This window comes from Mycobacterium sp. NPDC051804, assembly GCF_044452905.1.
GTDB lineage: Bacteria > Actinomycetota > Actinomycetes > Mycobacteriales > Mycobacteriaceae > Mycobacterium.
Genome location: NZ_JBITCD010000007.1, coordinates 257,828 through 284,221 on the forward strand (window position 1 = coordinate 257,828; position 26,394 = coordinate 284,221).

General features: G+C 65.8%; 23 protein-coding genes and 1 pseudogene. 8 read left to right on the plus strand and 16 right to left on the minus strand.

The features are described 5' to 3' along the window. The 7 genes from ndk to ACIA48_RS27220 all read right to left on the minus strand — a co-directional run bounded on the left by ndk (position 1) and on the right by ACIA48_RS27220 (position 8,981). On the minus strand, positions 1-420 hold the full coding sequence (gene ndk / locus ACIA48_RS27190) for a nucleoside-diphosphate kinase (protein WP_396738928.1): 420 nt from the start codon (positions 418-420) through the stop codon (positions 1-3). Positions 421-430: 10 nt separating this feature from the next. Beyond that, a complete protein-coding gene (locus ACIA48_RS27195) occupies positions 431-832 on the minus strand; it encodes a DUF4233 domain-containing protein (protein ID WP_396738929.1) in 402 nt (133 codons plus the stop codon). Continuing rightward, complete coding sequence (locus tag ACIA48_RS27200) at positions 829-2,253, minus strand: bifunctional folylpolyglutamate synthase/dihydrofolate synthase (RefSeq protein ID WP_396738931.1); 1,425 nt, start codon at positions 2,251-2,253, stop codon at positions 829-831. Before ACIA48_RS27200 ends, ACIA48_RS27195 begins: the two co-directional genes overlap by 4 nt. Positions 2,254-2,281: 28 nt before the next feature. Further along, entirely contained in the window at positions 2,282-4,936 is a 2,655-nt protein-coding gene (locus ACIA48_RS27205) for a valine--tRNA ligase (RefSeq protein WP_396738933.1), read from the minus strand. Positions 4,937-5,010: 74 nt separating this feature from the next. Next, a complete protein-coding gene (locus tag ACIA48_RS27210; protein ID WP_396738935.1) occupies positions 5,011-5,631 on the minus strand; it encodes a DUF937 domain-containing protein in 621 nt (206 codons plus the stop codon). Between the two features lie 91 nt (positions 5,632-5,722). Further along, positions 5,723-6,976, minus strand: a complete 1,254-nt coding sequence (locus tag ACIA48_RS27215; RefSeq protein WP_396738937.1) for a saccharopine dehydrogenase family protein — start codon at positions 6,974-6,976, stop codon at positions 5,723-5,725. 10 nt (positions 6,977-6,986) lie between these two features. Next, positions 6,987-8,981, minus strand: coding sequence for an alpha/beta fold hydrolase (locus ACIA48_RS27220; protein WP_396738939.1), 1,995 nt, complete (start codon positions 8,979-8,981; stop codon positions 6,987-6,989). Between the two features lie 69 nt (positions 8,982-9,050). On the opposite strand from ACIA48_RS27220, the gene ACIA48_RS27225 reads away from it, so the two are divergent. The 3 genes from ACIA48_RS27225 to ACIA48_RS27235 are packed head-to-tail and all read left to right on the plus strand — an operon-like array spanning position 9,051 to position 11,179. Beyond that, positions 9,051-9,449 carry a winged helix-turn-helix transcriptional regulator gene (locus tag ACIA48_RS27225; protein WP_396738941.1) on the plus strand — a complete coding sequence of 133 codons (399 nt, stop codon included), beginning with the start codon at positions 9,051-9,053 and terminating at the stop codon, positions 9,447-9,449. 10 nt (positions 9,450-9,459) lie between these two features. Further along, positions 9,460-9,990, plus strand: coding sequence for a PaaI family thioesterase (locus tag ACIA48_RS27230; protein ID WP_396738943.1), 531 nt, complete (start codon positions 9,460-9,462; stop codon positions 9,988-9,990). A gap of 22 nt (positions 9,991-10,012) precedes the next feature. Next, a complete protein-coding gene (locus ACIA48_RS27235) occupies positions 10,013-11,179 on the plus strand; it encodes an FAD-dependent oxidoreductase (RefSeq protein ID WP_396738945.1) in 1,167 nt (388 codons plus the stop codon). Position 11,180: 1 nt separating this feature from the next. Here ACIA48_RS27235 and ACIA48_RS27240 read toward each other — a convergent pair whose 3' ends face one another. From ACIA48_RS27240 to ACIA48_RS27265, 6 genes and pseudogenes are all read right to left on the minus strand, one after another. After that, the gene (locus ACIA48_RS27240; protein ID WP_396738947.1) at positions 11,181-11,663 is read right to left on the minus strand and encodes a transglycosylase family protein; all 483 of its coding nucleotides are present in this window, start codon (positions 11,661-11,663) and stop codon (positions 11,181-11,183) included. A 217-nt stretch (positions 11,664-11,880) separates the two neighbouring features. Beyond that, a pseudogene (locus ACIA48_RS27245) lies at positions 11,881-12,114 on the minus strand (transglycosylase family protein); the annotation flags it as partial. Positions 12,115-13,253: 1,139 nt separating this feature from the next. Continuing rightward, positions 13,254-13,844: a molybdenum cofactor guanylyltransferase gene (gene mobA / locus ACIA48_RS27250; RefSeq protein ID WP_396738949.1), complete on the minus strand. Its 591-nt coding sequence runs from the start codon at positions 13,842-13,844 to the stop codon at positions 13,254-13,256. Positions 13,845-13,854: 10 nt separating this feature from the next. Then, positions 13,855-14,925, minus strand: a complete 1,071-nt coding sequence (locus ACIA48_RS27255; protein ID WP_396738951.1) for a 2-oxoacid:ferredoxin oxidoreductase subunit beta — start codon at positions 14,923-14,925, stop codon at positions 13,855-13,857. Continuing rightward, complete coding sequence (locus ACIA48_RS27260) at positions 14,922-16,859, minus strand: 2-oxoacid:acceptor oxidoreductase subunit alpha (protein ID WP_396738953.1); 1,938 nt, start codon at positions 16,857-16,859, stop codon at positions 14,922-14,924. The genes ACIA48_RS27255 and ACIA48_RS27260 overlap by 4 nt, the downstream gene beginning before the upstream one ends. A 313-nt stretch (positions 16,860-17,172) precedes the next feature. Beyond that, positions 17,173-18,177, minus strand: a complete 1,005-nt coding sequence (locus ACIA48_RS27265) for a LacI family DNA-binding transcriptional regulator (RefSeq protein ID WP_396738955.1) — start codon at positions 18,175-18,177, stop codon at positions 17,173-17,175. 71 nt (positions 18,178-18,248) lie between these two features. On the opposite strand from ACIA48_RS27265, the gene ACIA48_RS27270 reads away from it, so the two are divergent. From ACIA48_RS27270 to ACIA48_RS27285, 4 genes are read left to right on the plus strand one after another with little or no spacing between them, the layout of a single operon-like run. Further along, positions 18,249-19,412: a phytanoyl-CoA dioxygenase family protein gene (locus ACIA48_RS27270; RefSeq protein ID WP_396738957.1), complete on the plus strand. Its 1,164-nt coding sequence runs from the start codon at positions 18,249-18,251 to the stop codon at positions 19,410-19,412. After that, positions 19,409-20,416, plus strand: a complete 1,008-nt coding sequence (locus tag ACIA48_RS27275; protein WP_396738959.1) for a Gfo/Idh/MocA family oxidoreductase — start codon at positions 19,409-19,411, stop codon at positions 20,414-20,416. The genes ACIA48_RS27270 and ACIA48_RS27275 overlap by 4 nt, the downstream gene beginning before the upstream one ends. Then, positions 20,413-21,294, plus strand: coding sequence for a sugar phosphate isomerase/epimerase family protein (locus ACIA48_RS27280; RefSeq protein WP_396738961.1), 882 nt, complete (start codon positions 20,413-20,415; stop codon positions 21,292-21,294). The genes ACIA48_RS27275 and ACIA48_RS27280 overlap by 4 nt, the downstream gene beginning before the upstream one ends. After that, positions 21,291-22,253 (plus strand): Gfo/Idh/MocA family protein, encoded by a 963-nt coding sequence (locus ACIA48_RS27285; RefSeq protein WP_396738963.1) that lies wholly within the window; start codon positions 21,291-21,293, stop codon positions 22,251-22,253. The genes ACIA48_RS27280 and ACIA48_RS27285 overlap by 4 nt, the downstream gene beginning before the upstream one ends. Positions 22,254-22,524: 271 nt before the next feature. Here the strand turns inward: ACIA48_RS27285 and ACIA48_RS27290 are convergent, their stop codons facing one another. Genes ACIA48_RS27290 through ACIA48_RS27300 form a run of 3 tightly spaced genes read right to left on the minus strand, consistent with a single transcriptional unit; the run spans position 22,525 to position 25,397 of the window. Then, a complete protein-coding gene (locus ACIA48_RS27290; RefSeq protein WP_396738964.1) occupies positions 22,525-23,349 on the minus strand; it encodes an ATP-binding cassette domain-containing protein in 825 nt (274 codons plus the stop codon). 3 nt (positions 23,350-23,352) lie between these two features. Beyond that, positions 23,353-24,411, minus strand: a complete 1,059-nt coding sequence (locus ACIA48_RS27295; protein WP_396738966.1) for an ABC transporter permease — start codon at positions 24,409-24,411, stop codon at positions 23,353-23,355. Continuing rightward, positions 24,411-25,397: a substrate-binding domain-containing protein gene (locus ACIA48_RS27300; protein ID WP_396738967.1), complete on the minus strand. Its 987-nt coding sequence runs from the start codon at positions 25,395-25,397 to the stop codon at positions 24,411-24,413. The genes ACIA48_RS27295 and ACIA48_RS27300 overlap by 1 nt, the downstream gene beginning before the upstream one ends. A gap of 156 nt (positions 25,398-25,553) precedes the next feature. On the opposite strand from ACIA48_RS27300, the gene ACIA48_RS27305 reads away from it, so the two are divergent. Beyond that, entirely contained in the window at positions 25,554-26,330 is a 777-nt protein-coding gene (locus tag ACIA48_RS27305) for a TIM barrel protein (protein ID WP_396738969.1), read from the plus strand. The last annotated feature ends 64 nt before the right edge of the window (positions 26,331-26,394 follow it).

Below are 26,394 nucleotides of genomic sequence, written 5' to 3' on the forward strand. Positions count from 1 at the left end.
CTATGCGCCAGGGAACCAGAGCTCGATTTCGCGGGCGGCGGACTCCGGCGAATCCGAGCCGTGCACCAGGTTGTCCTGGGTGATCAGCGCAAAATCGCCACGGATCGTGCCCGGTACGGCCTTCTCGACGGGGTCGGTTCCGCCGGCAATCTGGCGAAATGCCGCGATGGCGCGCGGGCCTTCCACGATGGCTGCGACAACGGGCCCGGAGGTGATGAACTCCAACAGCGACCCGAAGAAGGGCTTGCCGTCGTGTTCGGCGTAGTGCTTGCGGGCCAGCTCGTCGCCGACGACCTGTAGTTGCAGGGCGGCAACCGTCAGGCCTTTCCGTTCGATTCGGCTGAGAATCTCGCCGATCAGCTGTCGCTTGACGCCGTCGGGCTTGATCAATACGAGGGTGCGCTCAGTCGGCTCGGTCACGCCGGCCAGCCTAGCTGGACTGGTCGGGTGGGCCCTGCTGGCCGGGCAGCAATCCGCGCTTCTGCCTGCGTAACACCTCGAACCGCAGATAGGCGATGAGCAGCCACACCCCGAGGAAAACCAGGCCGATGAAGCCGATTGCGCCGTGCACGACGACACCGGCTATCAGCACCAGCTGCAGCGCCAGGTTGGCCCAGATGGCCCACGGGCGGCCCTGAATTCCGGCGAACAGCACCAGCACCACAGCCAGCCCGATCAGATACCCGCCGCTGGCCGCCGTCAGTCCGCCACCGATGCGCGCCACCACCGGCAGCGCGAGCAGCACGACAATCGCCTCCAGGATCAGCGTCCCTGCCATCACGCCGCGAAAGCTCTTCCAGGGATCGGGCTGGCCCTGCGGTTGCTCAGTCATTCGGGTTCCCTGCCGAACAGCGTCCGCGCCGCGCCTGCCGTGACGACCGAACCGGTGATCACCATGCCGACCCCTCCGAAGCCGCCGAGGCCCTCGCCTTCATTTCCGGCCTCCTCGACGAGCGCGGTGGCGGTCTCGATCGCATCAGCCAACGTCGGCGCGGCAATCACCCGTTCCGGTCCGAAACGCTCCTCGGCGCGGATCGCCAGCGCCTCGACCTCCAGCGCCCGCAGTGAACCGTTGTGCGTCACCACGATCTGATCGAGTACGGGTTCGAGAGCGGTGAGAATCCCGTCGACGTCTTTGTCGGCCATCACCGACACGACGCCGACGAGGAACCGGAAGTCGAACTCCTCCTGCAATGCCTGTGCCAATGCGCCGGCACCGGCGGGATTGTGCGCGGCATCGATGAAAACCGTTGGTGCACTGCGCAGCCGCTCGAGCCGGCCGGGACTGGTAACGGCGGCGAAGCCGGCGCGCACCGTGTCGACGTCGAGCTGGCGCTGTGCGCCTGCGCCGAAGAACGCCTCGACCGCGGCGAGCGCCACCACCGCGTTATGTGCTTGGTGCTCACCGTGCAGCGGCAGGAAGACCTCGCTGTACACCCCGCCGAGGCCCTGCAATTCCAGCAGCTGACCTCCGACGGCGATCTGCCTGCCGAGCACCGCGAACTCCGAATCCTCGCGTGCCACTGCGGCATCGGCCTTCACCGTCTCGGCCAGCAGCACCTCCATCGCCTCGGGTACCTGGCGGGCGATCACCGCAACCGTGCTCAGATCTGTGCCCGACGGCACTGGCTCCTCCGCCTGCTTCTTGATGACCCCAGCCTTTTCGCCCGCGATCTCGGCGATGGTGTCACCCAGGTACGCGGTGTGGTCCACCCCGATCGGGGTGATGACGGCGACGGGCGCGTCGACGATATTGGTGGCGTCCCAGCGGCCGCCGAGGCCGACCTCGACGACGGCCACGTCGATCGGTGCGTCGGCGAAGGCGGCGAACGCCATTCCGGTGACGACCTCGAACTTGCTCATTGCAGGTCCGCCGGCCGCTTCGGACTGCTGGTCGACCAGTTGCACGAAAGGTTCGATCTCACGGTAGGTCTCGACGTACTTCGCGGGACTGATCGGTCGCCCGTCGATCGAGATGCGTTCGACGGCCGACTGCAGGTGCGGGCTGGTGGTGCGGCCCGTGCGGCGGCTGAACGCGGTCAACAGGGCGTCAACCATCCGCGCCACCGACGTCTTGCCGTTCGTCCCGGCGATATGGATCGACGGGTACCCGCGCTGCGGCGAGCCGAGCAGTTCCATCAGCGCAGCGATGCGGGCCGTGCTCGGTTCGAGTTTCGTTTCCGGCCAACGCTGATCGAGCAGATGCTCGACCTGGAGCAGCGCCGCGACCTCGTCCGGGGTTGGGTCGCTCATGGCACTCTGTTCTTCGCGCAAGCGCTCATCACCCCAACCCGGCGAGCCGGGCCGTGATCCGGTCGACCTCTTCGGAGGCCACCTGCTGGCGGTTACGGATCTTGTCGACGACGTCGGCCGGGGCCTTGGCCAGGAACGCATCGTTGTTGAGCTTGCCCTCGGTGCCCTTCAATTCCTTCTGCGCGGCGGCAAGATCCTTTTCTAGCCTGCGCCGTTCGGCGGCGACGTCGACGGTGCCCGACGTGTCCAGTTCCACGACGATCGTGGCCTGCGACAGTCGCACCTCGACCGCAGCCGACGGGGTGAAGCCGTCTTCGGCCTCGGTCAGCCAAGCGAGCGCGGCGACCGCGGGCAGTTGCGCTTCGAGGCCCGCCTTCGCGACATCGGAGAGCCGTGCGGGGACCCGCTGCCGGTCGTTGAGGCCTTGGTCGCTGCGGAATCGCCGAATCTCGGTGATCAGCTTCTGCATGTCAGTGATCCGCTGTGTCGCAACCTGATCCGGCGCGAACCCCGACGGCTGCGGCCAGTCGGCGATGACCAGCGACTCACCACCGGTCAGCGTCTTCCACAGCACCTCCGTGACAAACGGCATGACCGGGTGCAGCAGTTTGAGCAGCGCGTCGAGCACCGCCGCCAGCACCGCAGTGGTGTGGGTGATGCCGTCGGCGAGCTGCACCTTCGCCAGTTCGACGTACCAATCGCAGAACTCGTCCCAGGCGAAGTGGTACAACGACTCGCACGCGCGGCTGAACTCGTAGCTGTCCAACGACGAATCCACCTCGGCGCGAACTTCTTCCAACCGCCCGAGGATCCACCGATCGGCATCGGTCAGCTGGCCGGCGTCGGGCAGCGGCGCGGGCGCCGCGCCGTTCATCAGTGCGAAACGGGTTGCATTGAACAGTTTGGTGGCGAAGTTGCGCGACGCGCGCGCGTGGTCCTCACCGATGGACAGGTCGCCGCCCGGGCTCGCACCACGGGCCAGGGTGAAGCGCAGCGCGTCGGCCCCGAACTTGTCGACCCAGTCCAGCGGATCGATACCGTTGCCGCGCGACTTGCTCATCTTGCGGCCGAACTCGTCACGGATCAGCCCGTGCAGGAAGACGTTCTCGAACGGCACTTGCGGCCCGCGCGTCCCGCCGCTCGTGATGGCGGGATCGTCGGCGACGAAGGTGCCGAACATCATCATCCGCGCCACCCAGAAGAAGAGGATGTCGTAGCCGGTGACCAGAACCGTTGTGGGATAGAACTTCTCGAGTTCTTTCGTGTTATCGGGCCAGCCCATCGTGGAGAACGGCCACAGCGCCGAGCTGAACCAGGTGTCGAGCACGTCGGGATCCTGCTCCCACCCCTCGGGCGGGGTCTCGTCGGGACCGACGCACACCATGTCACCGTCGGGACCGTGCCAGATCGGGATGCGGTGGCCCCACCACAGCTGTCGGGAGATCGTCCAGTCGTGCATGTTGTCGACCCAGGCGAACCAGCGCGGCTCCAGGCTCGGCGGGTGGATCACGGTGCGATGGTCACGCACGGCATCGCCCGCGGCCTTGGCGAGCGATTCCACCTTGACCCACCACTGCAACGACAGTCGCGGTTCGATGGGTTCGCCGCTTCGTTCGGAATGCCCGACGCTGTGCAGGTAGGGCCGCTTCTCGGCAACGACGCGTCCTTGTTCGGCCAGCGCCTCGCGGACCTTGACACGCGCTTCGAAGCGGTCCAGACCGTCGAATTCGGTTCCGGTGTCGGCGATCCGGCCCTTGGTGTCCAACATCGTCGGCATTTGCAGCTGGTGGCGCAGACCGATCTCGAAGTCGTTGGGATCGTGTGCGGGGGTGACTTTGACTGCACCCGTGCCGAACTCGGGGTCGACGTGCGTGTCGGCCACAATGATGATGAGGCGATCATCCATAAACGGGTGCGGCAGGGTTTTACCCACCAGATCGCGGTAGCGGTCGTCGTCGGGGTGCACTGCGATCGCGGTGTCGCCCAGCATCGTCTCCACGCGGGTCGTCGCCACCACGATGTGCGGTTCGTCGTCGTTGAGCGAGCCGTAACGGAACGACACCAGCTCGCCTTCGACGTCCTCGTACTTGACCTCCAGGTCGGAGACGGCGGTCTCGAGCACCGGTGACCAGTTCACCAAGCGCTCGGCGCGGTAGATCAGTCCCGCGTCGAACAGCCTCTTGAAGATCGTGCGCACCGCGCGGGACAGGCCATCGTCCATGGTGAACCGGTCGCGACTCCAGTCGACGCCGTCACCCAGACGTCGCATCTGCCCGGCGATCGTGCCGCCGGAGTCGTGCTTCCAGTCCCAGACCTTGTCGATGAACAGCTCGCGGCCGAAGTCCTCTTTGGTCTTGCCGTCGACGGCGAGCTGCTTCTCTACGACACTCTGGGTCGCGATGCCCGCATGATCCATTCCGGGCAGCCACAGCACCTCGAAGCCCTGCATGCGTTTGCGTCGCGTCAGCGCATCCATCAACGTGTGGTCGAGCGCGTGGCCCATGTGCAGGCTGCCGGTCACATTCGGCGGTGGGAGGACGATCGAGTACGGCGGCTTCTCGCTCGCAGCGTCGGCCTTGAAGTAGCCGGCATTGACCCAGCCCTCGTACAGATCGCTCTCGACCGCGCCGGGGTCCCAGGATTTGGGCAGGGCGTCAAGGCCGGGGTGGGAGCTGTCGGTCACCGCGCCATTCTATGAAGTCCAGCGTGGCGGCCGTTCAGGTGGATTGCCGGGCGCACGACATTCCGGTCGACCGCCTACTTCTTGCCCCCGAGCAGACCGCCGAGAATCTCGCCGATCGGGTTGCTCTGACCGCCGCCGCCGCCCAGCACGCTGCCCAGGATGCTGCCGAGTGGGTTGTTGCCACCGCCACCGCCACCACCACCGGCACCGCCGAGGATGCTGCCGAGGATGTCGCCGAGGCCTCCCCCGCCGCCCGCGGGCGCCTGCTGAGTATCGGCCGGCGCCGAACCCTTGGTGAGTTGCTTGCCGATGTAGGCCAGCACGATGGGCGCCAAGATCGGCAGCAGTTGCTTGATCAGGTCGCTGCCGCCGGCGCCCTGACCGGACAACGCGGAAGCCACTGCCCCGCTGTCGTTACCGCCGAAGATCTTCGCGACGTACTGGTCGCCCTGCTTTTCGTCGACTTGGTCGACGCTGACGCCGCCGTCGAGCAGACCGCTCGCACCTTGCTGCTCCACGGCGGATTCGAGGTCGCTCGAGTCGATTTGATTTGCCTGGACGTTCTCGGCCACACCACCGACCAGCGCTGGCACCAGGGTTCGAATCGCGTTGTTCACTTCGCCTTCATCGGCGCCGAGTTTGTTCGCAATGTCCTGTACCGGAATTTGTGCGAAGAGCTCATCGAGACCAGCCATTACCTGCCCACCTTCGTCGCTGGGATACACATTGATGTGGTCAAAACTAGTCGAAACGATCTTGGTGCACAGGCGTTCGGTATCGCGCAGATCAATTCAGTCGCGTTGTCTCCAAGCGCACTTCGGCGGCGGGGAATCGCGCCAGCAACGCATCACCCATCGCCGCTGCGGGGGTCAGGACACCGCGCAGATCGGATAGGCGGTCACGATCGAATGCCAGCGCCAACGCGGACTCTCCCAGCAGCACCGACGTGGCCTTGTATCCCGGGTCGCCCTTCTGCGACATGGTCGTCCGATAGCGCGCACCTGTCGTCGTCGTCGTGTACGTCTCGATGGTGTAGTGGCCGCGGTCGCGGGTGCGGTCGCTCGGACCCGCGCCCGGCTTCGGCAGCACGCGGTCGACGAGGGCGCGCGGCAGCCGGTTGAAGTAGCGGCTGCCCAGTTCCATCGTGGCGCGGTTGCCCGCCGTGAACAGTGCTGAGACCACCGGCGCGGCGACTGATCTGCCCATGCTCAGCTGCTCGCCGTATTCGAGACGCCGCCCGTAGGCATAGTCTAGTAATGCGTTGCTGCGTCGGACGATTCGCGTGTTGACGGGCGCCATCGCGAACGGCCCGACCCAGTAGCCGTCCAACTCCGGGGCGATTTCCCGGCCACGACGCCACCGCATATCGGGCTGGGCGCCGAGTTGCGGCTCGGCCGCGTGGTCGGGCGTGAGCGAATACGGGTCGTTTATCAAACGCCGTACCTCGGGGTCGTCCGACGCAGCGTCCATGAGCTCGACGAACGACGCGGCAGTGCCGCCCGACAGACCACCTGCCATGCGGCGCACCACGAAGTTGGTGTCGGTCAACCCTCCGGCACCGTCCTCTTCGACCCGCCGGTACAGCGCGAAAACAGTGAGATCAGAAGGGACGGAATCGAAACCACACGAGTGGACGATGCGAGCGCCGTTGTCGACAGCCTGTTTGTGACAGAGGTCGATGCTCTCGCGGACGAAGGTGGGCTCGCCCGTCAGGTCCGCGTAGTCGGTGCCCGCAGCCGCACACGCCGCCACCAGCGGAAGGCCGTAACGGGCATACGGCCCGACGGTGGTCACCACCACCTGCGTTCTGGCAGCCATCGCGTCCAAACTCGATGGGTCGGACGAGTCGGCGGCGATGACCGGCCACGACTGCGCGGCGTCACCGAGCGACCGCTTGACGTCGAGCAGCTTGTCCTGTGAGCGGCCCGCCAGCGCGATGCGGGCGTCACCGCCGGCCTTTGCCAGGTATGCGGCGGTCAGCTTGCCGACAAAACCGGTCGCTCCGTACAGGATGATGTCGAACTCGCGCTCCCCACTCATGGCCGCGACGCTACCCGAGCGTCTCCGGCAGTTCGACGTCCTCACCGAGCACGTGACGGCTGAGGAAAGCCGTCACGACCTGGTACCAGACTTTGGCGTGCTGAGGGGTGAGCACCCAGTGATTCTCCGACGGGAAGTACAGGAACTGGTGCGGGCTGGTGCCGTCATCGGCGGCGGGCAGACGCGACTCGGTGAGCAGTTGGTACCACAGGCGCAACGCCTCGCCGATGGGAACGCGATAGTCCTTGTCGCCGTGGATGACCAGCATCGGGGTGGCGATCTGGCCGACGCGTAGGTGTGGCGAGTTCTTCGCCGCCATCTCTGGGGTCATCTCCCGCACCCAGTAGTACGACGCGTCGGTGGTGGTGCCGAACTGGTCGAGCGCCCACAGACTCGCGTGCGTGATGATGGCATCGAACCGATCAGTCTGTCCGGCAACCCAATTGGCCATGTAGCCGCCGAACGATCCGCCCATCGCCGCGGTTCGGTCGGCATCCACGCGCGGGTGCGCACACGCCGCGTCGGTGGCGGCCATCAAGTCCTCGTACGGCGCGCCTCCCCACGCGCCCCAACCCCGCTGGATGAAGTCCTGGCCGTAGCCCGTCGACAACCCGGGATCCGGGAGCAGCACGGCGTAGCCCCTCGCGGCCAGCAACCACGGATTCCATCGCCACGACCAGGCATTCCAACTGCCGAGCGGGCCGCCGTGGATCCACAGCAGCAGGGGCGCGAGCGCATCACCCTCCGGCAACGCGAGCCATGAGCGCACCCGGGTGCCGTCGGTCGCCGTCGCCTCGAGCTCGGTCAGGGCGCCGGGTAATGCAGGCAAGTCGACGCAGGGCAACTCAGTGACCGCGCCGTCGGGATCGATGCGCACCGGATGCGGTGGCGCGGCGTAGGAACTGCGCAGTGCATACACCACCCCGCCGGGCGCGGTGTTGACATCGGTGTAGGTGTAGTCATCGTGCGTCAGCTGCATGACCGTGCCGTCGGTCGGGTCGATCGAGAAGACCGGTCCTCGACCGTCCTGGTCGGCCGTGACGATGAGCGTCGAGCCGTCGCGCGACCACTTCACCGACGTCACCCAACGGTCCCAGTCCGGCGCCACGTCGACCGGATCATCGCCGAAGCGCAAGTACTGCAGGGTGATTCGGGGCGCCTCTTCAGGTGTCGAATACGACTCGAGGGCAAATGCGATCGCCGATCCGTCCGGTGCGATCACGGGGCTCCACAGGTCGCCGAGGGGATCGTCGGCTATCACCGTCCGCTCGCCGCTGTCGGTATCGATACGCACGAGCACGGCGCGTTTGGCAGCTCCAACGGCCGGCTGCCGCCAGCTGGCGATCACGAACCGGCCGTCGGCGCTGACGTCGAAGTCCGTGTCCCACAACGCACCTCCCGGCGCTTCCGTGAGGTCCTTTGGCGCGCCGCCGTCGAGATCGGTGCCGAACAAGTGCGGTTCGCCTGGCCCGAGATCCTTGTCCCAGTGGCGAATCGGGTAACCGGTGTGCAGGATGGCGGTCACCTTGTTGTCCTTGCGCAGTTCCCGCAGCCGGCGATCGTCGTCGACACTGCGGGCGGACGGCATCGACGGCGCGCGCACCACGACAAGCTCCGCCTCGGTGGCGGTGCGCACCGCCTCGACCCCACCTGGCAATGCCAGCGCCTCGAACGCCTCACCACCCGCTGCGGGTAGGCGCCAGAGAGCCGCGGGCGCCTTGTCGTCGTCCTCATTGGGCCGGGCCGCGACGAATAACACGTCGCCATCCGCGGTGAACACGGGCGACGACTCACCCTTGGCGCCACGGGTCAGCCGCCGCGCCGGTTGCACGCCCGCGGGGTCGATCTCCCACACGGCGCTGACGTACTCGGTGCGCTTCTCGTTGAGTTCGGCGACGGTCGTGACGACGCGGCTCCCGTCCGCCGACACCGCCAGGCCCGAAACGCGCGGCAGCGCGATGTAGGCATCGAGGTCGTTGAATGGCGTCGGCTCGGTCATGCCCATGTTGGTAGCACACGCTCCGAGCCGCACCCTGAGTTTGATTTTCAAACTGACTCATGGCACGCTGGCAATATGACGTCGGCGCACGCGCTACCACTGGCGGACCTTCCCGGCCGGCCGTGCCCTATCGCGGCGGCGCTGGAACTTGTCGGAGAGCGCTGGGCACTGCTCGTCATCCGCGAGATCGCGCTGGGCGCCACCCACTTCACCGATATCGTGCGAGGCACCGGCGCACCCCGCGACCGCATCGCGGCCCGATTGAAGGCGCTGGAGCAGGCAGACGTCGTCGCCCGATTGCGGTACCAAAGCGCTCCCCCGCGTTATGAGTACCGACTCACCGAATCGGGCGAGGCGTTGATTCCCGTCCTCGACGCCCTGTTGGCGTGGGGCAAGGTGCACGCCGTGTCCCTCGACGATCCCGATCGCCAGCGCCACTACCCGTCAATGACCGCATCGAAGAACAAGCATTGAAGGACAACCGATGACCGCAGAACTCACCGATACCGACGCCAGTACCGACTGGGGTCCGCAACGGTCGAAGATCATCACATGGCACGAGCCGGGCCCGAGCACCGCCAAAGGCCTTACGATGGCGGGCCTCGACTACCTGCAGGCGATGGCCGACGGCCGTCTGCCGCAGCCGCCGATCAGCGGGCTGATGGAGTTCGCCATCGCCGAGGCCGAGCGCGGTCGTGTCGTATTCACCTGCAAGCCAGACGAATCCGCCTACAACCCAATCGGCGCGATTCACGGCGGGCTGATCTGCACCCTCTTGGACTCGGTGACGGGCTGCGCCGTCCACAGCACCCTGCCCGCGGGTAAGAGCTATACCTCGATCGAGATCAAGGTGAACTACCTGAAGGCGGTCCGCCTGAACAGCGGCGTCCTCACCGCCGTCGGCACGGTGGTGAAGAGCGGTTCGCGCGTCGGCTTCTCCGAAGGGGTCGTGACGGACGAGTCCGGCGCGGTCGTCGCCACGGCGACCAGCACGCTCCTCGTCTTCGACCTTTAGGCGCACACGCTACGTTCGACGGATGCCGAAGCGGATCCTGGTGATCGGTGCGGGCATCGCCGGACTGGCGACCGCCAACGCGCTCCAGCAGCACGGGCACGACGTCACTATCGTCGAGGAGCGCACCGACACGTCGTCGGGCGCGGGCATCAGCATCTGGCCCAACGCCTTGGCCGCACTCGACGAGATTGGTCTGGGAGACGCAGTCCGCGCTGCGGGCGGCCGGATCACCGGTGGGGCGATGCGCTGGCGCGACGGCACCTGGCTGCGCCACCCGTCACCGCAACGACTGGTCAAGGCGCTGGGCGAACCGCTGGTGGTGATCCACCGAAATGCCCTCACGTCGGTGCTGGCCGATGCGCTTGCCGAGGACACCCTGCAGTACGGGGTCGCGGCCCGCTCACTGGTCGCGACCGCCGACGGTGTGCACGTGAACATGTCGGACTCCACGACCATTCGGGCCGATGCGGTCGTGGGCGCGGACGGCACGCATTCGATGGTGGCGCGTCATCTCAACGGCCCCCTGGGCAATCGCTACGTCGGCTACACCGCGTGGCGCGGAGTGGCCGGTTGCACTATCGACCCCGAAGTCGCCGGCGAGGTCCTCGGCCCGGCCGTCGAGTTCGGCCACGTGCCCCTTGGCGGTGACAGCACCTACTGGTTCGCCACCGAACGCACACCGGAAGGGCGCCGCGCGCCGCAGGGCGAGCTGACTTACCTCATGGACAAGTTCGGAGGATGGGCCGAGCCCGTTCCCACCGTGCTGGCCGCGACCGACCCTGCCCAGGTGTTGCGCAACGACCTCTACGACCGCGATCCGGCGCGGCAGTGGTCGCGGGGGCCCATCGTGGCGGTGGGTGACGCGGCCCACCCGATGCGGCCGCATCTTGGTCAAGGCGGCTGTCAGGGGATCGAGGACGCCGCTATCCTCGCGTCTTTCGTACGCGGGGCCGACGATCTGGCCACCGCGTTCAGCCGATTCGCGGCGTTCCGTCGTCCGCGGGTGCGCTCGCTGGTGCGCGAGTCGAAGACGATCGGTCGGATTGTGAATTTGCCGCCGTTGCTCAGCGCCGCGGTGAGCCGGGCGAGCGTGCTGGGGCCCGAAGCGCTGGTCACCCGGCACTTGGCAACGGTGGCGGCCCGGTCGGCGTTCGCGCTCCCGACCGACCGCGATGTCCAGCCCGTCTGACTCAGCGACCGCCGAGCAGCGCTGCGCACATCTGGCGCGGGTTGATGAAGCCAAGGAGCGCACTGGACGGCATCGCCGAGCAGCCGCCCGTGGCGACAGGCACCGCCGGCATCGACGGCGCTGAACCGGGGGTGGTCCAGACGGCGGGCGAGGCGCCGCGCGGGCCGCACTTCGGCCAGGCCTTGAGCCCCTGGCTGCGCAGGACGTTCTCGGCGACCCGGATCTGCTCGGCGCGAGAAGCAGCCGCGGGATTGCCCCGTCCACCGTTGGAATTCCACGTCGCTTGCTTGAACTGCAGCCCGCCATAGTGGCCGTTACCGGAGTTGATGTTCCAGTTTCCACCGGACTCGCATTCGGCGATGGCGTCCCAGTTGACGGAATCCGCATTGGCGGTGGCAGTGGACATGGCCATCGGCACGATTGCGAGCACGCCTGAGATGGCGGCCGTCAACAATCCTTTGGCAACAAGCTTGGCAATCTTCATCTCTGCGGTCCTTCCCCGACCGTTGAACTCAAGGCCCCGCGTGAAGCGCTGCGCTCTCGCCGCTGCGGTTATCCGGTATTTCGGGTGAGGAAGGTCACGTGTTACGTATGCGTCAAGAGTTTTAATCGTTACTTAATTGGCGTAAGAGGTCTCTGAGAAAGAAGAGGCGGTGTCCAGGCTTTCCGCCCGGACACCGCCTCAACAAAGGACTTACTTACTAGCCACGCCCGCCACAGGACGGCCACGCGCCGATGCCCTGCGACTGCAGAACGTTCTCCGCAACGCGGATCTGCTCTTCACGGCTGGCGTTGTGCGGCGAGCCGCTGCCGCCGTTGGACTGCCAGGTGCCCATGGTGAACTGCAGGCCGCCGTAGTAGCCGTTGCCCGTATTAATCGCCCAGTTGCCGCCGGACTCACAAGCCGCGACCGCATCCCAGTTGACGCTGTCCGCACTGGCGGTGCCTGCCAGCGCCATCGGCGTCACGGCGAGCGCGCCGGCGAAGGTCGCCAGACCAATCGTCTTGCGGATGTTCTTCAACTTCGATCCTTTCGACGAGCGCGCGCCACCCTCACCCATGCGCGGACGCACGGGTTCATGCCTGTAACCAGGCCGGGGTTTTGGGCTGCACCGTCTCGGGTAGGTGCAGCAGTGGGAGACGTAAAGCGCCTCGCTGGACGATCACGCCCAGTGGCCGTCGACAGCGTCACGCCGTGCTGGCCCCACTCACACGCAGGTTCGTGGTTTTTGAAATTATTTGCTCCGTTTGGAACTCGTTAGGACCGTACAAACCGATTCGGCGAAAGTCATTTCGGTCAAGATCGTGTCGCGGTCAGATCACGGACTGATCACGGCCAACGAGGGTCAGCGTCCATGCAGGTCATCCGCGAGTTCCGGGAATCTGAGGATTTCACAGCTTCGGCGTGTCGCCGTGAGCTATCTCACTAGGTTTTTGTGACCCAGCGCACCACTCAGGCGGGTCTTCATATCTCCAGCTTTTGTGGCGAAACATCCAGTGCAAGTAGGCAAGTCGCTGGTAGATGCCAGTTTTGGCGAATTGGTTCGCTGCGAGCACCGATACCGCCGATCCGAAGCGTTTTTCCGTAATTACGCAGCAGCCCTTGATCTTTCCGTCATAGCATCGACGTGCGCGTATCAATCAGGTCATCCTTCCAGCCGACAGGGTTCGGGCCGGAAAAACTTTATATGCGTTGACTCGCAATATATTTCGATGCTTCGCGCGTCCCCGAATGGTGGATCGGCTACCGATAAAGTGCCAGCCTCAGCGCAGTCAGCGGTGGGCGCACGGTGAGCGGCACTCAAACCGGGCCGCATTTCACCTCTCGACGCTGCCTGAGAACGAAATTCGCGCCAGTTCATGCTGAAATTGGTGCTTACCAAGCCTCAAATGGATACGAAAGTAACTGTCGGCCAACAGAACTCATCCCACATCGGGCGCAACTCGACCATCCCGCTGAACCGGGCATCGCCGCTGAGGGAGCGACATATCACGCAGAAAATTCAGCGTAATTCGGTGCACCGAATTAGCGGCGGTACAAATCGAATTAGAAGTGGCTGAGTCTGAGAATTTGCTAGGCGATTCGCGAGGACGCAGTGGCCCGCAGCTCCGCGGCCGTGTTGACGTTGGTCAGCGACGCCTGTTCGGGCATGACCACCCGCTGCGTATCGACGCTCTCGACCAGAGCGCGCATGCTGCGCTCCCCCGCGTCGACCAGTTTGGACACCCGTTCATGCAAGCTCGTGCGGTAGATCCCGGCCAGGTAGTGCGATCGACCGTCCCACGGCAGCACGACGTCGGCCCCGAGTCGGACGGCCGGACCGACGAGCTCATCGATCAGGTCGGCGGACAGCAGCGGCATGTCGACGGCACAGACGAAGGCCAGTTCGAGGCCGGCTTCTGCGGCGGCCCGCAGCCCGCGGCCGGTCGCCAGCAGTGGTCCGACGCCGCGGACGTCATCCCGCAAGATGTGCGCGTCCAACGCAGGCAGGGCCTGCCCGGGGGCGGCGACGACGAACACCGGCGCGCATCGTGCGCTGACGGCAGTCACCGTTCGCTCGACCAGAGTCGAGCCGTCGAACATGGCGGTGGCCTTGTCGCGGCCCATCCGGCGGGATGCCCCGCCGGCCAGAATGACCGCTGCGAGCGGCACGGGGGACGTCACGCCGTTGAGATTAGTCGACGGTCCAGGTGTCCTTGCCCCGGAGCAGCGACTGCAACGCGGCCGTGTCGTGTGGCTTGGCATCGCGTGCCGACGCGAGCTGCTGTCGCGCGGCATCGTCGTAGGTCGGCTTGCTGACCTTCCGGAAGATACCCATCACCATATGGTCGAGGTTCTGCTCGGACAGCCGCGACAGCGCGAACGCGTACGCCGGATCCTCGAGTTGCGCGTCGTGGACGACGATCTCGTCGGCCGACACATCGGCGGTCTTGGCGACCTCGAGGCCGTAACCCGACTTGACGACGCAGTATTCGCCGTCGGCACCGAACGTGATCGGCTCACCGTGGGTCAGGTTGATGAGGCGCTCCTCGGCGCCCTCCTTGCGCAGCGCGTCGAAGGAACCGTCGTTGAAGATCGGGCAGTCCTGCATGATCTCGACGAGCGCCGCACCACGGTGCTCGGCGGCGCCGCGAAGCACCTCGCTCAAGCCCTTGCGGTCAGAGTCCAATGCGCGGCCGACGAACGTCGCCTCGGCGCCAAGCGCCAACGACACCGGGTTGAACGGATAGTCCAGCGAGCCCATCGGAGTGGACTTGGTGACCTTGCCCGTCTCCGACGTCGGCGAGTACTGGCCCTTGGTGAGACCGTAGATCCGGTTGTTGAACAGCAGGATCGTCAGGTTCACGTTGCGTCGCAACGCATGGATCAGGTGGTTGCCGCCGATCGACAGCGCGTCGCCGTCACCGGTGACGACCCACACCGACAGATCTTCGCGGGCCAGCGCCAGGCCGGTCGCGATCGTCGGCGCACGGCCGTGGATCGAGTGGAAACCATAGGTCTGCAGGTAGTACGGGAAACGGCTCGAGCAGCCAATACCGCTGACGAACGCGATGTTCTCGCGACGCAGCCCGAGCTCGGGCAGGAAGTTGCGGATGGTGTTGAGGATGACGTAGTCACCGCAGCCGGGGCACCAGCGGACTTCCTGGTCGCTGGTGAAGTCCTTCGACTTCTGCGGCTCGTCGGTCGTCGGCACCAGGCTGGTCCCAGCCGTCAGTCCGAGATCTGCACCAATCAGGTCGGTCATGCGATTGCTCCCACACCACTCTCGACGGTGGCTGCCGCCAGCCGCGCGAACTTGGCCTTGTCAATTTCCTTATCGCCCAACGTTCCGTCGAGCGCGGCGTCGATGATGCCCTCGACCTCGTCGGCGAGGAACGCCATACCTTCCACCTTGGTCACGGACTGAACGTCGACCAGATACTTGCCGCGCAGTAGCAGCGCCAGCTGGCCGAGGTTCATCTCCGGCAACACCACATTGGGATAGCGCCGCAGCACCTCGCCCAGGTTGGCGGGGAAGGGGCTGAGATTACGAAGGTGTGCCTGGGCCACTTTGATGCCGTTGCGGCGCGCGCGACGGCACGCCTCGCCGATGGGGCCGTAGCTGCTGCCCCACCCGAGCATCAGCAGTTCGGCATCGCCCGTCGGGTCGTCAACCTCGAGATCGGGCACCGTGATGCCGTCGACCTTGGCCTGGCGCAGACGCACCATGAGGTCGTGGTTCTTCGGCTCGTAGGAGATGTTGCCCGAGCCGTTGGCCGCTTCCAGCCCACCGATGCGGTGTTCGAGGCCGGGGGTGCCCGGAATCGCGAACTGCCGCGCGAGCGTCTCGGGATCGCGGGCGTACGGCTGGAACGGCTCACCGGACTTCGCGAAGGTGTGCTCGATCTTCTCGTATGTGCTGACGTCCGGAATCTGCCACGGCTCAGAGCCGTTCGCGATCGCGCCGTCGGACAGGATGACGACGGGAGTGTGGTAGTTGATCGCGATGCGCACGGCCTCGACGGCGACGTCGAAGCAGTCCGACGGCGACCGCGGCGCGACCACCGCGACCGGGGACTCACCGTTGCGGCCGAACAGGACCTGAAGCAAGTCGGCCTGCTCGGTCTTGGTCGGCAGACCCGTCGACGGACCACCGCGCTGCACGTCGATGACGATCAGCGGGAGCTCAGTCATGACCGCGAGGCCCATGGCCTCCGACTTCAGCGAGATACCGGGACCGGAGGTGCTGGTGACGCCCAGCGCACCGCCGTACGACGCACCGATCGCCGCGCCGATGCCCGCGATCTCGTCCTCGGCCTGGAAGGTCAGCACGTTGAAGTTCTTGTGCTTGGACAGCTCGTGCAGGATGTCCGACGCCGGGGTGATCGGGTACGTGCCGAGCACCACCTGCAGATCGCTGAGGTGCCCCGCCGTGACGATGCCGTACGCCAGCGCGGTGTTGCCCGAGATCTGGCGGTATTCACCGCTCTTGAGCTTGGCGGGCGAGACCTCATAGACGCTGCCCGCGAAGGCCTCAGTGGTCTCTCCGTAGTTCCAACCGGCCTTCAGCGCCAGCACGTTGGCCTCGGCGATATCGGGCTTACGGGCGAACTTCTCGCGGATGAACGCTTCGCTGTGCTCGAGCTCGCGGCCGTACATCCAGGACAACAGGCCGAGCGCGAACATGTTCTTGGCGCGTTGGCCGTCCTTCTTCGACGCGCCGATCTCTTCCACCGCACCCAGCGTCAGGGTGGTCATCGGGACGGCCTGCACGACGTAATCGGACAGCTCGTCGTTCTCGAGAGGGTTGCCCTCGTAGCCGACCTTGGCGAGGTTCCGCTTGGTAAATTCGTCCGAGTTCGCGATGATCAGCCCACCTCGGGGCAGGTCGGACACGTTGGCCATGAGCGCGGCGGGGTTCATCGCCACGAGGACGTCGGGTCGGTCGCCCGCGGTGAGGATGTCGTAGTCGGCGATCTGAATCTGGAACGATGACACGCCGGGCAGCGTGCCCTGTGGTGCGCGGATCTCGGCGGGGTAATTCGGTTGCGTCGCAAGGTCATTGCCGAAGAGCGCAGCCTCGGAGGTGAACCGGTCACCTGTGAGCTGCATGCCATCGCCGGAGTCGCCCGCGAAGCGAATGACGACCTTCTCGAGCTTCTGCCTGGCCGGGTTGGCCCCGTTGCCGTTGGCCCCCACTGCGACCGCCTTCCGTCCTAAGTCAAGCCGTTCCGGCGAACATCCTCGGAGTCGCGGTCGAAGCGACGCGCCGTCGTTGAACGTCCACAGAAATTTGATGTCACTGGCAGTACCGATTATGGCACTTCTCTTAGGTGGCCCTTCACCCGACTCGCGGAATACGCACAGGTAACCAACTATCGAACCCGCTGATCAGCGCCTGTGCCGACACCCGTCGTGAGACAAAATTGTGTTTTGCGTCACGTGGCACTGAGTGTCATTAATAAGGAAATTGCTACCGATCAGTAGCTCGCTGCTAGCACTCGCCCGATGTCTAGGGCGGCAGGTTGAAGGGCGTGATGACCTGGATCGGCACCGCGCGCGCCGGCTCCGCCGGCAACGCGCCCTGCTGCTGGAGTAGCAGCCGCATCGCCAGCCGCGCATCAGCGCGCAGATCGTTGTGCAGGACGACCGATATCCGGCCCTCACGCAGCAGTTTTCTGTTGTCAACGTCCAGATCGTGTGCGATGAACACGTGGCAGAGTCGTCCGAGGCGCTCGAACGCTGCGATGGTGGCGGTGTTGCCACCCCCGACCGAATAGACGGCTCCGACCTCCGGATGCCGCTCGAGCGCCTCCAGGACCAACCGCTCGTTGGTCGAGTCCAGACCGTCGCTGTCGCTGACCTCCACGATCGTTCGACCGGTGCCGCGCATCGCCGAGCGGAAACCGACCTCCCGTTCGCCCTCGCCGCGGAACACCGCGCGACTCAGCGTGATGAGGACATCCGACGGCGCCGATCCCAGCCACTCCCGCATCAGATAGGCCGCAGTCACCCCGGCCCCGTGATTGTCGATACCGACGTAGGCGCACCGCGCGCTGCCGGGAATATCGGTCGCATACGTCACCACCGGCACGCCGCTCTCGACAAGGCGATCGACGGCCTCGGCCACCTCGGGTTCGTCCTGGGCCTTGAGTACGACGCCGTGGCTGCCCCGGATCCGGCTGAGCGCCTCGACCATCTGTTCCGTCGACCCGGACTCCCAAAGATGGAATCGGGCGCGCAGCATCGCGGGAGCGAAGGCGGGTAGTTCGGCCTCGATGGCGGCGCGGAACGCATCAGAGAACCGCTCCGGCGTCTGCATCACGACATCGATGAGGTAGCGACGGCCGTTCAGGCGCAGCTGGGCACGCTGCTTGTCGAGATCCGCGATGGCCTGCTCGACCTCGGCCCTGGTATTCGCGCGGACGCCAGGCCGATCATTGAGGACGCGATCGACCGTGGCCTCGCTCAGCCCGGACTGTTGCGCGATCTCGCGGACCTTGTATCGGTGCGCCATCGGATTCCTGAGGTGTTTTTGATGGGTTTTTGGCGTTGATTGCGGTGACTGTCACAGCAAGACTAGCTGCCATGGCCGCACCGGTGAGGACGACGTACACGCCGTGGATCGACGAGTCCGAATGCCGGCTCGACGAATTCCGCGAGCAGGTGCTGTGCGATACCGAACGCGCCGACTACCCGAACGCCAGCGACGTGCGAAACAACGTGCTGGTGTATTCGGCGGCCGTGGTGGCCGATGCCGACCGGCGGGATTTGCAGTCGGAGTTGATCCGGGCGTTCGCCGACGGGCCCGGCGTGGTGGTCTTCGAAGACGCCTTCTCCCCCGACATCGTCGACCGCGCGAACGAGGGCTTCTTCTCGATCATCGCCGCCCAGCGCGACGCGGGTACCGCGGCGGGCGACCACTTCGGCAAGCCCGGTGCCAACGACCGCATCTGGAACGCGGCGCAGAAGCTCGCACTGCACGCTCCGGATGTGTTCGCCGAGTACTACGCGAACGACACCCTGGCCCTCGTCTGCCAGGCCTGGCTGGGCCCGCGCTACCAGGTCACCTCTCAGGTCAACGTCGTCAACCCCGGTGGCACACAGCAGGTCCCACACCGTGACTACCACCTCGGGTTCGTACCCGACGAGCATCTCGCGCAGTATCCCGCGCATCTGCACCGCACCTCGCCGGTTCTCACGCTGCAGGGTGCAGTGGCCCACTGCGACATGCCGGTCGAAAGCGGCCCCACGATGCTGCTGCCCGGTTCGCAGCGGTTCCCCGGCGGCTACATCGCGTTCAATCGGCCCGAGTTCGTGGAGTTCTTCGCCGATCATCACGTGCAGCTGCCGCTGAACAAGGGCGATGCGGTGTTCTTCAACCCGGCGTTGTATCACGGTGCGGGATCGAATGTTTCGGGTGACATCCGTCGGATCGCCAATCTGCTGCAGGTGTCCTCGCCGTTCGGCCGCGCGATGGAAGCGCTGGACCGCACGGCGATGGTCCGCGCGATCTATCCCGCACTGCTGGCGATGAAGGCGGCCGGACGGTCGCAGCGCGACCTCGTCAACGCCGTGGTCGCGACCGCGGAGGGCTACGCGTTCCCCACCAACCTCGACAGCGATCAACCCATCGGCAGCCTCGCCCCACCCAGTCAGGTGGACACGGTGCTGGCGGCGCTGGACGGAAACCTCAGCGTGGACGAACTCGACGTCGTCCTACGCGCCCAAGAAGAACGGAGAATTCCATGACCACCCTCGGCGTCATCGGATTGGGCCGCATCGGCGCCTTCCACACCGAAACCCTCTCGGGACTCGACAGCATCGATGGGCTGGTGGTCACCGACGAGCGGCCCGACGTCGTCGCGGCCGTCGCCGCCAAACACGGGGCGAAACCCGTTGATTCGGTCGAGGCGCTGCTGGCGTCCGGGGTGGACGGGGTCGTCGTGTCCGCCGCGACACCCGCGCATGCGGAGCTGACGCTGGCCGCGGTCGAGCGTGGCCTGCCCACGTTCTGCGAGAAGCCCATCGCATCCACGGCCGCAGAGAGCGCACGGGTTGCCGAGGCGATCGCGCGGTTCGGCGTACCGGTCCAGGTCGGCTATCAACGACGGTTCGACGCCGCGTTCGCGGCCGCCAAGCGCGCAGTCGACGACGGCTCGCTGGGCGCGCTGCATACGGTGCGCAGCACGACCATGGACCCGGCTCCCCCACCGATGGACTACATCAAGGGTTCCGGTGGCATCTTCCGTGACTGTGCCGTGCACGATTTCGACGTCCTCCGCTGGATCACCGGGCAGCAGGCCATCGAGGTATACGCCACCGGCAGCGTCCAGGGCGACCCGAAGTTCGCCGAGTTCGGTGATGTCGACACCGCCGCTGTGGTGGTCACCTTCGACGGCGGCGCGCTCGGCCTGGTCTCGGCGGCGCGGTACAACGCGCACGGCTACGACTGCCGCCTCGAGGTGCACGGCTTCCATGACACGGTGGTCGCCGGCTGGGACCAGGGTGTCCCCGTGCGGAATGTCGACCCCACCAACAGCTTTCCCGACGGACCGCCGCACCACTTTTTCATGGACCGCTTCACCGAGGCGTTCCGTGCGGAACTCAGTGCGTTCGTCGATGTGGTCAAGGGAAACGCCGCGCCGGCATGCACGGTCGCCGACGCGGTCGAGGTCGCATGGCTGGCCGAAGCGGCCGCCGAGTCGTTGCAGCGCCGCGTACCGGTGAGCATCAAGGAAGTGAGGTCACAGTGAACAATCTGAAGATCGCGGGCGCACCGATTTCGTGGGGCGTGTGCGAGGTACCCGGCTGGGGCCATCAACTCAGCGCCGAGCGGGTACTCGCCGAGATGCGCGAACTCGGGCTGTCCGCAACCGAATTGGGCCCCGAAGGCTTCCTTCCATCGGATCCCGACGAGTTGACGAGTGTCCTCGCGGCAAACGGCCTCAGCTGTGTCGGCATGTTCGTGCCCGTGTTGTTGCACGACGCCGACTACGACCCGCTGGCCGACATCGCGGGTCCGCTCGACGCGCTGATCGCGTGTGACGCCGATGTGCTCGTGCTGGCGGCGGCGACCGGCTCGGACGGATACGACTCACGGCCGACGCTCGATGACAGCCAATGGGCCACGCTGCTGGCCAATCTCGACCGGGTCGCCGCCGCGGCTGCCGACCGCGGTGCACTCGCCGTCTTGCACCCGCACGTCGGGACCATGGTCGAGACCCGCAGCGATGTGGACCGGGTGCTGGAGGGTTCGAGCATCAAGCTGTGTCTGGACACCGGCCACCTGCTGATCGGCGGGACAGATCCGCTGGCGCTGACGTTGCAGGTGCCCGACCGGGTCGCGCACGCCCATCTCAAGGACGTCGACGCTGCGCTCGCCGCTCGCGTGCAGTCCGGGGAGCTCACCTACACCGAGGCGGTGCGCGCAGGCATGTACACCCCGTTGGGTGCGGGTGACGTCGACATCGCGGGCATCGTTACGGCGCTGCGCGGCAACGGATTCGATGGCTGGTTCGTCATGGAGCAGGACACGATCCTGGACGACGAGCCCACCGACGAGGGGCCCGTGCGCGACGTGCGGACCAGCGTGGCGTTCATACACGATGTGAGCGGCCGCGTGTCGGTATGAGCTTGCGCATCGGCGTGCTCGGCGCGTCCCGCATCGCCGAGCCGGCGATCGTCGGGCCTGCACACGAGCTGGGCCACCGACTGGTCGCGGTCGCGGCCCGTGATCCGCAACGCGCTCAGGTTTTCGCCGACAAGTACGGCGTGGAACGCGTCGTGGCGTCCTACGAGGACGTGATCAACGACCCCGAGGTCGACGTCGTCTACAACCCGCTGGCGAACGCACTGCATGCGCCGTGGAATCTCGCGGCGGTGGCGGCGGGCAAGCCGGTGCTCAGTGAAAAGCCGTTCGCCCGCAACCGGACTGAGGCGGTGCGCGTCGCGGAGGCCGCCGACGCCGCGGGAGTTCCTGTGGTGGAGGCCTTCCACTACCTGTATCACCCGGTGACGCGACGCGCCCTGGAGCTGGCCGGTGACGGCACGCTGGGTGACATCACGCATGTCGAGGTGCGTATGGCGATGCCCGAACCGGACGACGGTGATCCGCGATGGTCGCTCGAGTTGGCCGGCGGCGCGCTGATGGACCTCGGTTGCTACGGACTACACGTCATGCGGCGGCTGGGTCAGCCGTCGGTCGTGCGAGCGCACGCGAAGGAACGCAGTCCGGGCATCGACGCGTGGTGCGATGTCGAGCTCGTCTTCCCCAGCGGTGCAACGGGCTTGAGCGCCAACTCGATGGTCGGCGACGACTATTCGTTCACGATTCAGATCGTCGGCACCAAGGGAGATGTTTTGGTGCACAACTTCATCAAGCCCCAAGCCGACGATCGCATCACCATCCGGACTCCGCTAGGCAGCACCGTCGAACATCTCGGCACGCGCACCTCGTACACCTACCAGCTGGAGGCCTTCGCCGCGCACGTCCTGCACGGCGCACCGCTGCCGGTGAACAACGTCGACGCGGTCGAGAACATGTCCTACATCGACGCCGCGTACCGCGCGGCCGGAATGGACCCCCGCTAGCTGCGTTCTTCAGCCGCGGCTGCATCGCGGCGCTCGTGCCACCTCAAACGGAGCATCAGCAGGCCCCGGTGCGCTCGCCAACCCGCAGACAGCGGGTCACGCCAGACCGGCGAGTGGCGGTTCGGATCGGGTTCGATGTGCACGCTTACATTGTGCCGCCTCGGCTGACCGCCGTCATTCGCGCCGCACTGGCTCCCGAGTGAACAGCGGCCGAACTGTAATAAGGAAAAGCCCCGCAACCTCGAGGGCTGCGGGGCGCCACCGCCGTCAGTTATGCGCCTTTACCACGCAATTCGTGCGACAGCGCCTCCAGCTCGTCACCACCTGCCATCTCCTGTGTCAGGTGCTCGAGTGTGATGTCGTCGTAGGTGCAGTCCAACTTCTGGCGACCACGGTTGAGCAGCACAAAGTGGTCACCGACCATGTGGGCGTGATGCGGATTGTGTGTGATGAACACCACGCCGAAGCCGGCCTCCTTCGCCGCGGAGATGTACTTCAGCACAACGCCGGATTGCTTGACGCCCAACGCGGCCGTCGGCTCGTCGAGGATCAGCACCCGCGCACCGAAGAACACGGCCCGCGCGATCGCCACACACTGGCGCTGCCCACCGGACAGTGAACCGATCGGCACGTCGACGTCGGGCAGATCGATGCCCATCTTCGACAATTCGGTCAGTGTGGTGGCACGCATAGCGTTGGAGTCCAAAGAGAACGGAAAGGACCTCTTGCGAATCTCCTGGCCAAGGAAGAAGTTACGCCATACCGGCATCAGCGGCACGACGGCCAGGTTCTGGTACACGGTCGCAATGCCCTTGGCCAGTGCGTCTTTCGGTGACGCGAGCCGCGCCGGCTCACCGTCGACCAGTAGCTCTCCCTCGCTCGGCGGGTGATAGCCGGCGATGATCTTGATCAACGTCGACTTGCCCGCGCCGTTGTCACCCAAGATGCCCGTCACCTCGCCGGCGTGGACGCGTAGCGAGATGTCCTTCAGCGCGGTGATGTTGCCATACATTTTGCCGACGTTCTTCAGCTCGACCAGTGGCACCTTGCCTCCGGACGGGGCTTCGTCGACAGGTTGATCAACAGTTGCGGTCATGGGTCACCTCTTCGCGGCGTAGTTGCGGAATGCGTTGTTGGCGATCACGGCGAACAGCAGCATCACGCCCATGAAGAACTTGAACCAGTCCGGTTCCCAGCCCGCGTAGACGATGCCCTGTTGCACCATGCCGAAGATGAACGCACCGATGGCGGCGCCGATGGCCGTGCCGTATCCGCCTGTCAGCAGACACCCCCCGATGACCGCGGCGATGATGTAGATGAACTCCTGGCCCACGCCCTGACCGGACTGAACCGTGTTGTACGAGAACAGCAGATGCATGCCCGAAAACCACGCCGCGAACCCGACGAACATGAAGAGCCCGATCTTCACGGCGGTGACCGGCACACCGACGGCACGCGCACTTTCCGCGTCGCCGCCGACGGCGAAGATCCAGTTGCCGATCTTCGTCTTGAACAACACGTAGGTGGCGATCAACGTGAACGCCAGCCACCAGAGCACCGTGATGCGCACCGGCACACCGAAGATCGTCAGCGTCGACGCGAACACCGCACGGGCGGAGTCCCACCCTTCCATATCGTTGACACTCGGTGTCGCCACAGCGCCCGAAACCCATTTGGTCACAGCGATGTTCGCTCCGGTCAACATCAACAGGGTCCCAAGCGTGATCAGAAAGCTCGGGATCTTGGTCTTCATCACCATGTACCCGTTGAAGAATCCGACGGCCAGCGACAGGATGAGCGCCAAACCCGCACCGGCCCAGAGGTTCAGGTGAAAGTTCCATGCCAGCATGGATGCGGCCAGCGATCCGGTGGTCACCGCGACACCGGCCGACAGGTCGAACTCACCGCCGATCATCAGCACGGCGACCGCGCACGCCATGATCCCGATGGTCGAGCTGCCGTACAGCACCGTCGCCAACGACTCGGCCGACCGGAATGGCGGCGCCATCACGAAGAAGAAGATGAAGATGACGACGGCGCCGATGCCCGCGCCCATCTCGGGGCGAATCAGCATCCGTTGGATACGGTTTCGCTCTTTGACACGTTCGTCGTGGACGACCTTGCGCTCGGTGAGATCGACCTCGGTACTGGTACTCATCAGCGAGTTCCACCCTTCGCATACTCGGCGACCGCGTCGACGTTGGACTTGTCGATGAACGCCGGGCCGGTCAGTGTCTCCTTGCCGCCGCCGATCACATTGCCGTTGTTCAGGTACAGCCACAACGAGTCGATCGACAGATACCCCTGCAGGAACGGCTGCTGGTCGACGGCCCATTGCACGCTGCCGTCCTGGATCGCGCCGACAAGAGCGGCGTTGGTGTCGAAAGTCCCGATCCTGGCGTTGCTGCCCGCGTTCTTCGCCGATTGCACAGCGGTCAGCGCGAACGGGGCGCCAAGCGTCACCACGTAGTCGATGCTGCGGTCCTGCTGCAGCTTCGCGGTGATCGTCGACTCGACCGACGGCATGTCCTTGCCGTTGACGTTGAGATTCTCGGTCGCGGGGAACCTGTCCTTTACACCGGCACAGCGGGACTCGAGTCCCACGTGGCCCTGCTCCTGGATGACGCACAGCGCCTTCTTGGCGCCGTCCTGCTTGAGCCGGTCACCAGCGGCCTGGCCTGCGATGAACTCGTCCTGGCCGAAGAACTCTTTGACCCCCATCTGGGCCCAGGCATCGCCGCCGGCGTTGAACGCGACGACCGGAATGCCCTTGGCCTCCGCTGCCGCGACGGCGGCGCGCATCGCGTCGGGCTTGGCCAGTGTCAGCGCGATGCCGTCCACACCGCTGTCGATCGCGGTCTGCACGAGGTTGGCCTGGTTGGGGGCTTCGGGGTCGTTCGAGTACCGCAGCTCGATGTTGTCCTTGCGCGCCGCGGTTTCGGCACCCTTGCGGATCAGATCCCAGAACGAGTCACCCGGCACTTCGTGGGTGATCATCGCGATCGTCGCGCGGGGCGTGTCGACGGTGCCGCCGCCCATCCCGCCTTCGCTCTCCCGCGGCTTACCACCGGTGGACGAACACGACGCGATTCCCAGTACGAGCACGGTCACCCCGGTGACCGCCGCGAGCCGACTGACCCTCATTACATCTCCTTGCCGTTTGCGTGCGCCGCAGCACGCTCCGAGGTCGATGTAATACGGCTCACAGTAGAAAGTCAATACTTTGTCCTGACATTAGGACTGCACATCAAATGCTAGGGTCACGGTTGTGAGGCTCCCAGCGAAGAAGGCGATGCCGATATGACGGACTTCGAGCTCGCGGTCTGTTCGGAGATGGTGTTCACCGAGCTACCACTCCTCGAGCGCGTGCGCCGGATCCACGACCTTGGCTTCGCGGTCGAGATCTGGAGCTGGCACGACAAGGATCTCGCCGCGCTGGCGTCCACCGGCGCCCGGTTCACATCGATGAAGGGATACCTACACGGTGACCTGATCGATCCTGCCACCGCCGATGACGTGGTGCGCACCGCGGAGTTGTCCATCAAAGCCGCTGAGACACTCGGTGTTTCGCGGCTCAACCTGCACACCGCCGAACTCGACGGTGGCGGCAACGCGGTGCGGCCGCGGCAGCGCGCGACCGGCGATATGTGGCCGACCGCGCTGCGGACCCTGGAGCGCATCGGCGATCTCGGCGCCGATGCCGGCGTGCAGTTCTGCGTCGAGAACCTCAACACGATCGTCGACCATCCCGGTATCCCGCTGGCCCGCGCCAAGGACACGTTGGCGTTGATAGAAGGCGTCGCGCATCCGAACGTGAAGATGATGCTCGACCTGTACCACGCGCAGATCGGCGAGGGGAACCTCATCGAGCTAGTGCGGCGATGCGGCGACGCGATCGGCGAGATCCAGGTGGCAGACGTGCCGGGACGATGTGAGCCCGGAACCGGCGAGATCAACTACCCCGCCATCGCGAAAGCGCTGCGCGACACCGGCTTCACCGGGACCGTCGGCATGGAGGCCTGGGCATCCGGCGACAGCGTGGCCGCCCTGGAAGCGTTCCGGGCGGCGTTCAGCTAGCGGCGCGTGGGCCCACGCGCAAGCTGGGGACGTGCGTGTCAGCGGACGACACGCCGTCAAACCT

What these genes read in the sequence shown, in the direction of transcription:
- ACIA48_RS27300 (WP_396738967.1), bottom strand. Translation starts at nt 25,397, where the DNA reads ATGAGGGTCAGTCGGCTCGCGGCGGTCACCGGGGTGACCGTGCTCGTA.
- ACIA48_RS27240 (WP_396738947.1), bottom strand. Translation starts at nt 11,663, where the DNA reads ATGAAGATTGCCAAGCTTGTTGCCAAAGGATTGTTGACGGCCGCCATC.
- ACIA48_RS27285 (WP_396738963.1), top strand. Translation starts at nt 21,291, where the DNA reads ATGAGCTTGCGCATCGGCGTGCTCGGCGCGTCCCGCATCGCCGAGCCG.
- ACIA48_RS27230 (WP_396738943.1), top strand. Translation starts at nt 9,460, where the DNA reads ATGACCGCAGAACTCACCGATACCGACGCCAGTACCGACTGGGGTCCG.
- ACIA48_RS27290 (WP_396738964.1), bottom strand. Translation starts at nt 23,349, where the DNA reads ATGACCGCAACTGTTGATCAACCTGTCGACGAAGCCCCGTCCGGAGGC.
- ACIA48_RS27215 (WP_396738937.1), bottom strand. Translation starts at nt 6,976, where the DNA reads ATGAGTGGGGAGCGCGAGTTCGACATCATCCTGTACGGAGCGACCGGT.
- ACIA48_RS27275 (WP_396738959.1), top strand. Translation starts at nt 19,409, where the DNA reads ATGACCACCCTCGGCGTCATCGGATTGGGCCGCATCGGCGCCTTCCAC.
- ACIA48_RS27270 (WP_396738957.1), top strand. Translation starts at nt 18,249, where the DNA reads ATGGCCGCACCGGTGAGGACGACGTACACGCCGTGGATCGACGAGTCC.
- ACIA48_RS27305 (WP_396738969.1), top strand. Translation starts at nt 25,554, where the DNA reads ATGACGGACTTCGAGCTCGCGGTCTGTTCGGAGATGGTGTTCACCGAG.
- ACIA48_RS27255 (WP_396738951.1), bottom strand. Translation starts at nt 14,925, where the DNA reads ATGACCGACCTGATTGGTGCAGATCTCGGACTGACGGCTGGGACCAGC.
- ACIA48_RS27265 (WP_396738955.1), bottom strand. Translation starts at nt 18,177, where the DNA reads ATGGCGCACCGATACAAGGTCCGCGAGATCGCGCAACAGTCCGGGCTG.
- ACIA48_RS27225 (WP_396738941.1), top strand. Translation starts at nt 9,051, where the DNA reads ATGACGTCGGCGCACGCGCTACCACTGGCGGACCTTCCCGGCCGGCCG.
- ACIA48_RS27295 (WP_396738966.1), bottom strand. Translation starts at nt 24,411, where the DNA reads ATGAGTACCAGTACCGAGGTCGATCTCACCGAGCGCAAGGTCGTCCAC.
- ACIA48_RS27220 (WP_396738939.1), bottom strand. Translation starts at nt 8,981, where the DNA reads ATGGGCATGACCGAGCCGACGCCATTCAACGACCTCGATGCCTACATC.
- ACIA48_RS27200 (WP_396738931.1), bottom strand. Translation starts at nt 2,253, where the DNA reads ATGAGCGACCCAACCCCGGACGAGGTCGCGGCGCTGCTCCAGGTCGAG.
- ACIA48_RS27235 (WP_396738945.1), top strand. Translation starts at nt 10,013, where the DNA reads ATGCCGAAGCGGATCCTGGTGATCGGTGCGGGCATCGCCGGACTGGCG.
- ACIA48_RS27195 (WP_396738929.1), bottom strand. Translation starts at nt 832, where the DNA reads ATGACTGAGCAACCGCAGGGCCAGCCCGATCCCTGGAAGAGCTTTCGC.
- ACIA48_RS27210 (WP_396738935.1), bottom strand. Translation starts at nt 5,631, where the DNA reads ATGGCTGGTCTCGATGAGCTCTTCGCACAAATTCCGGTACAGGACATT.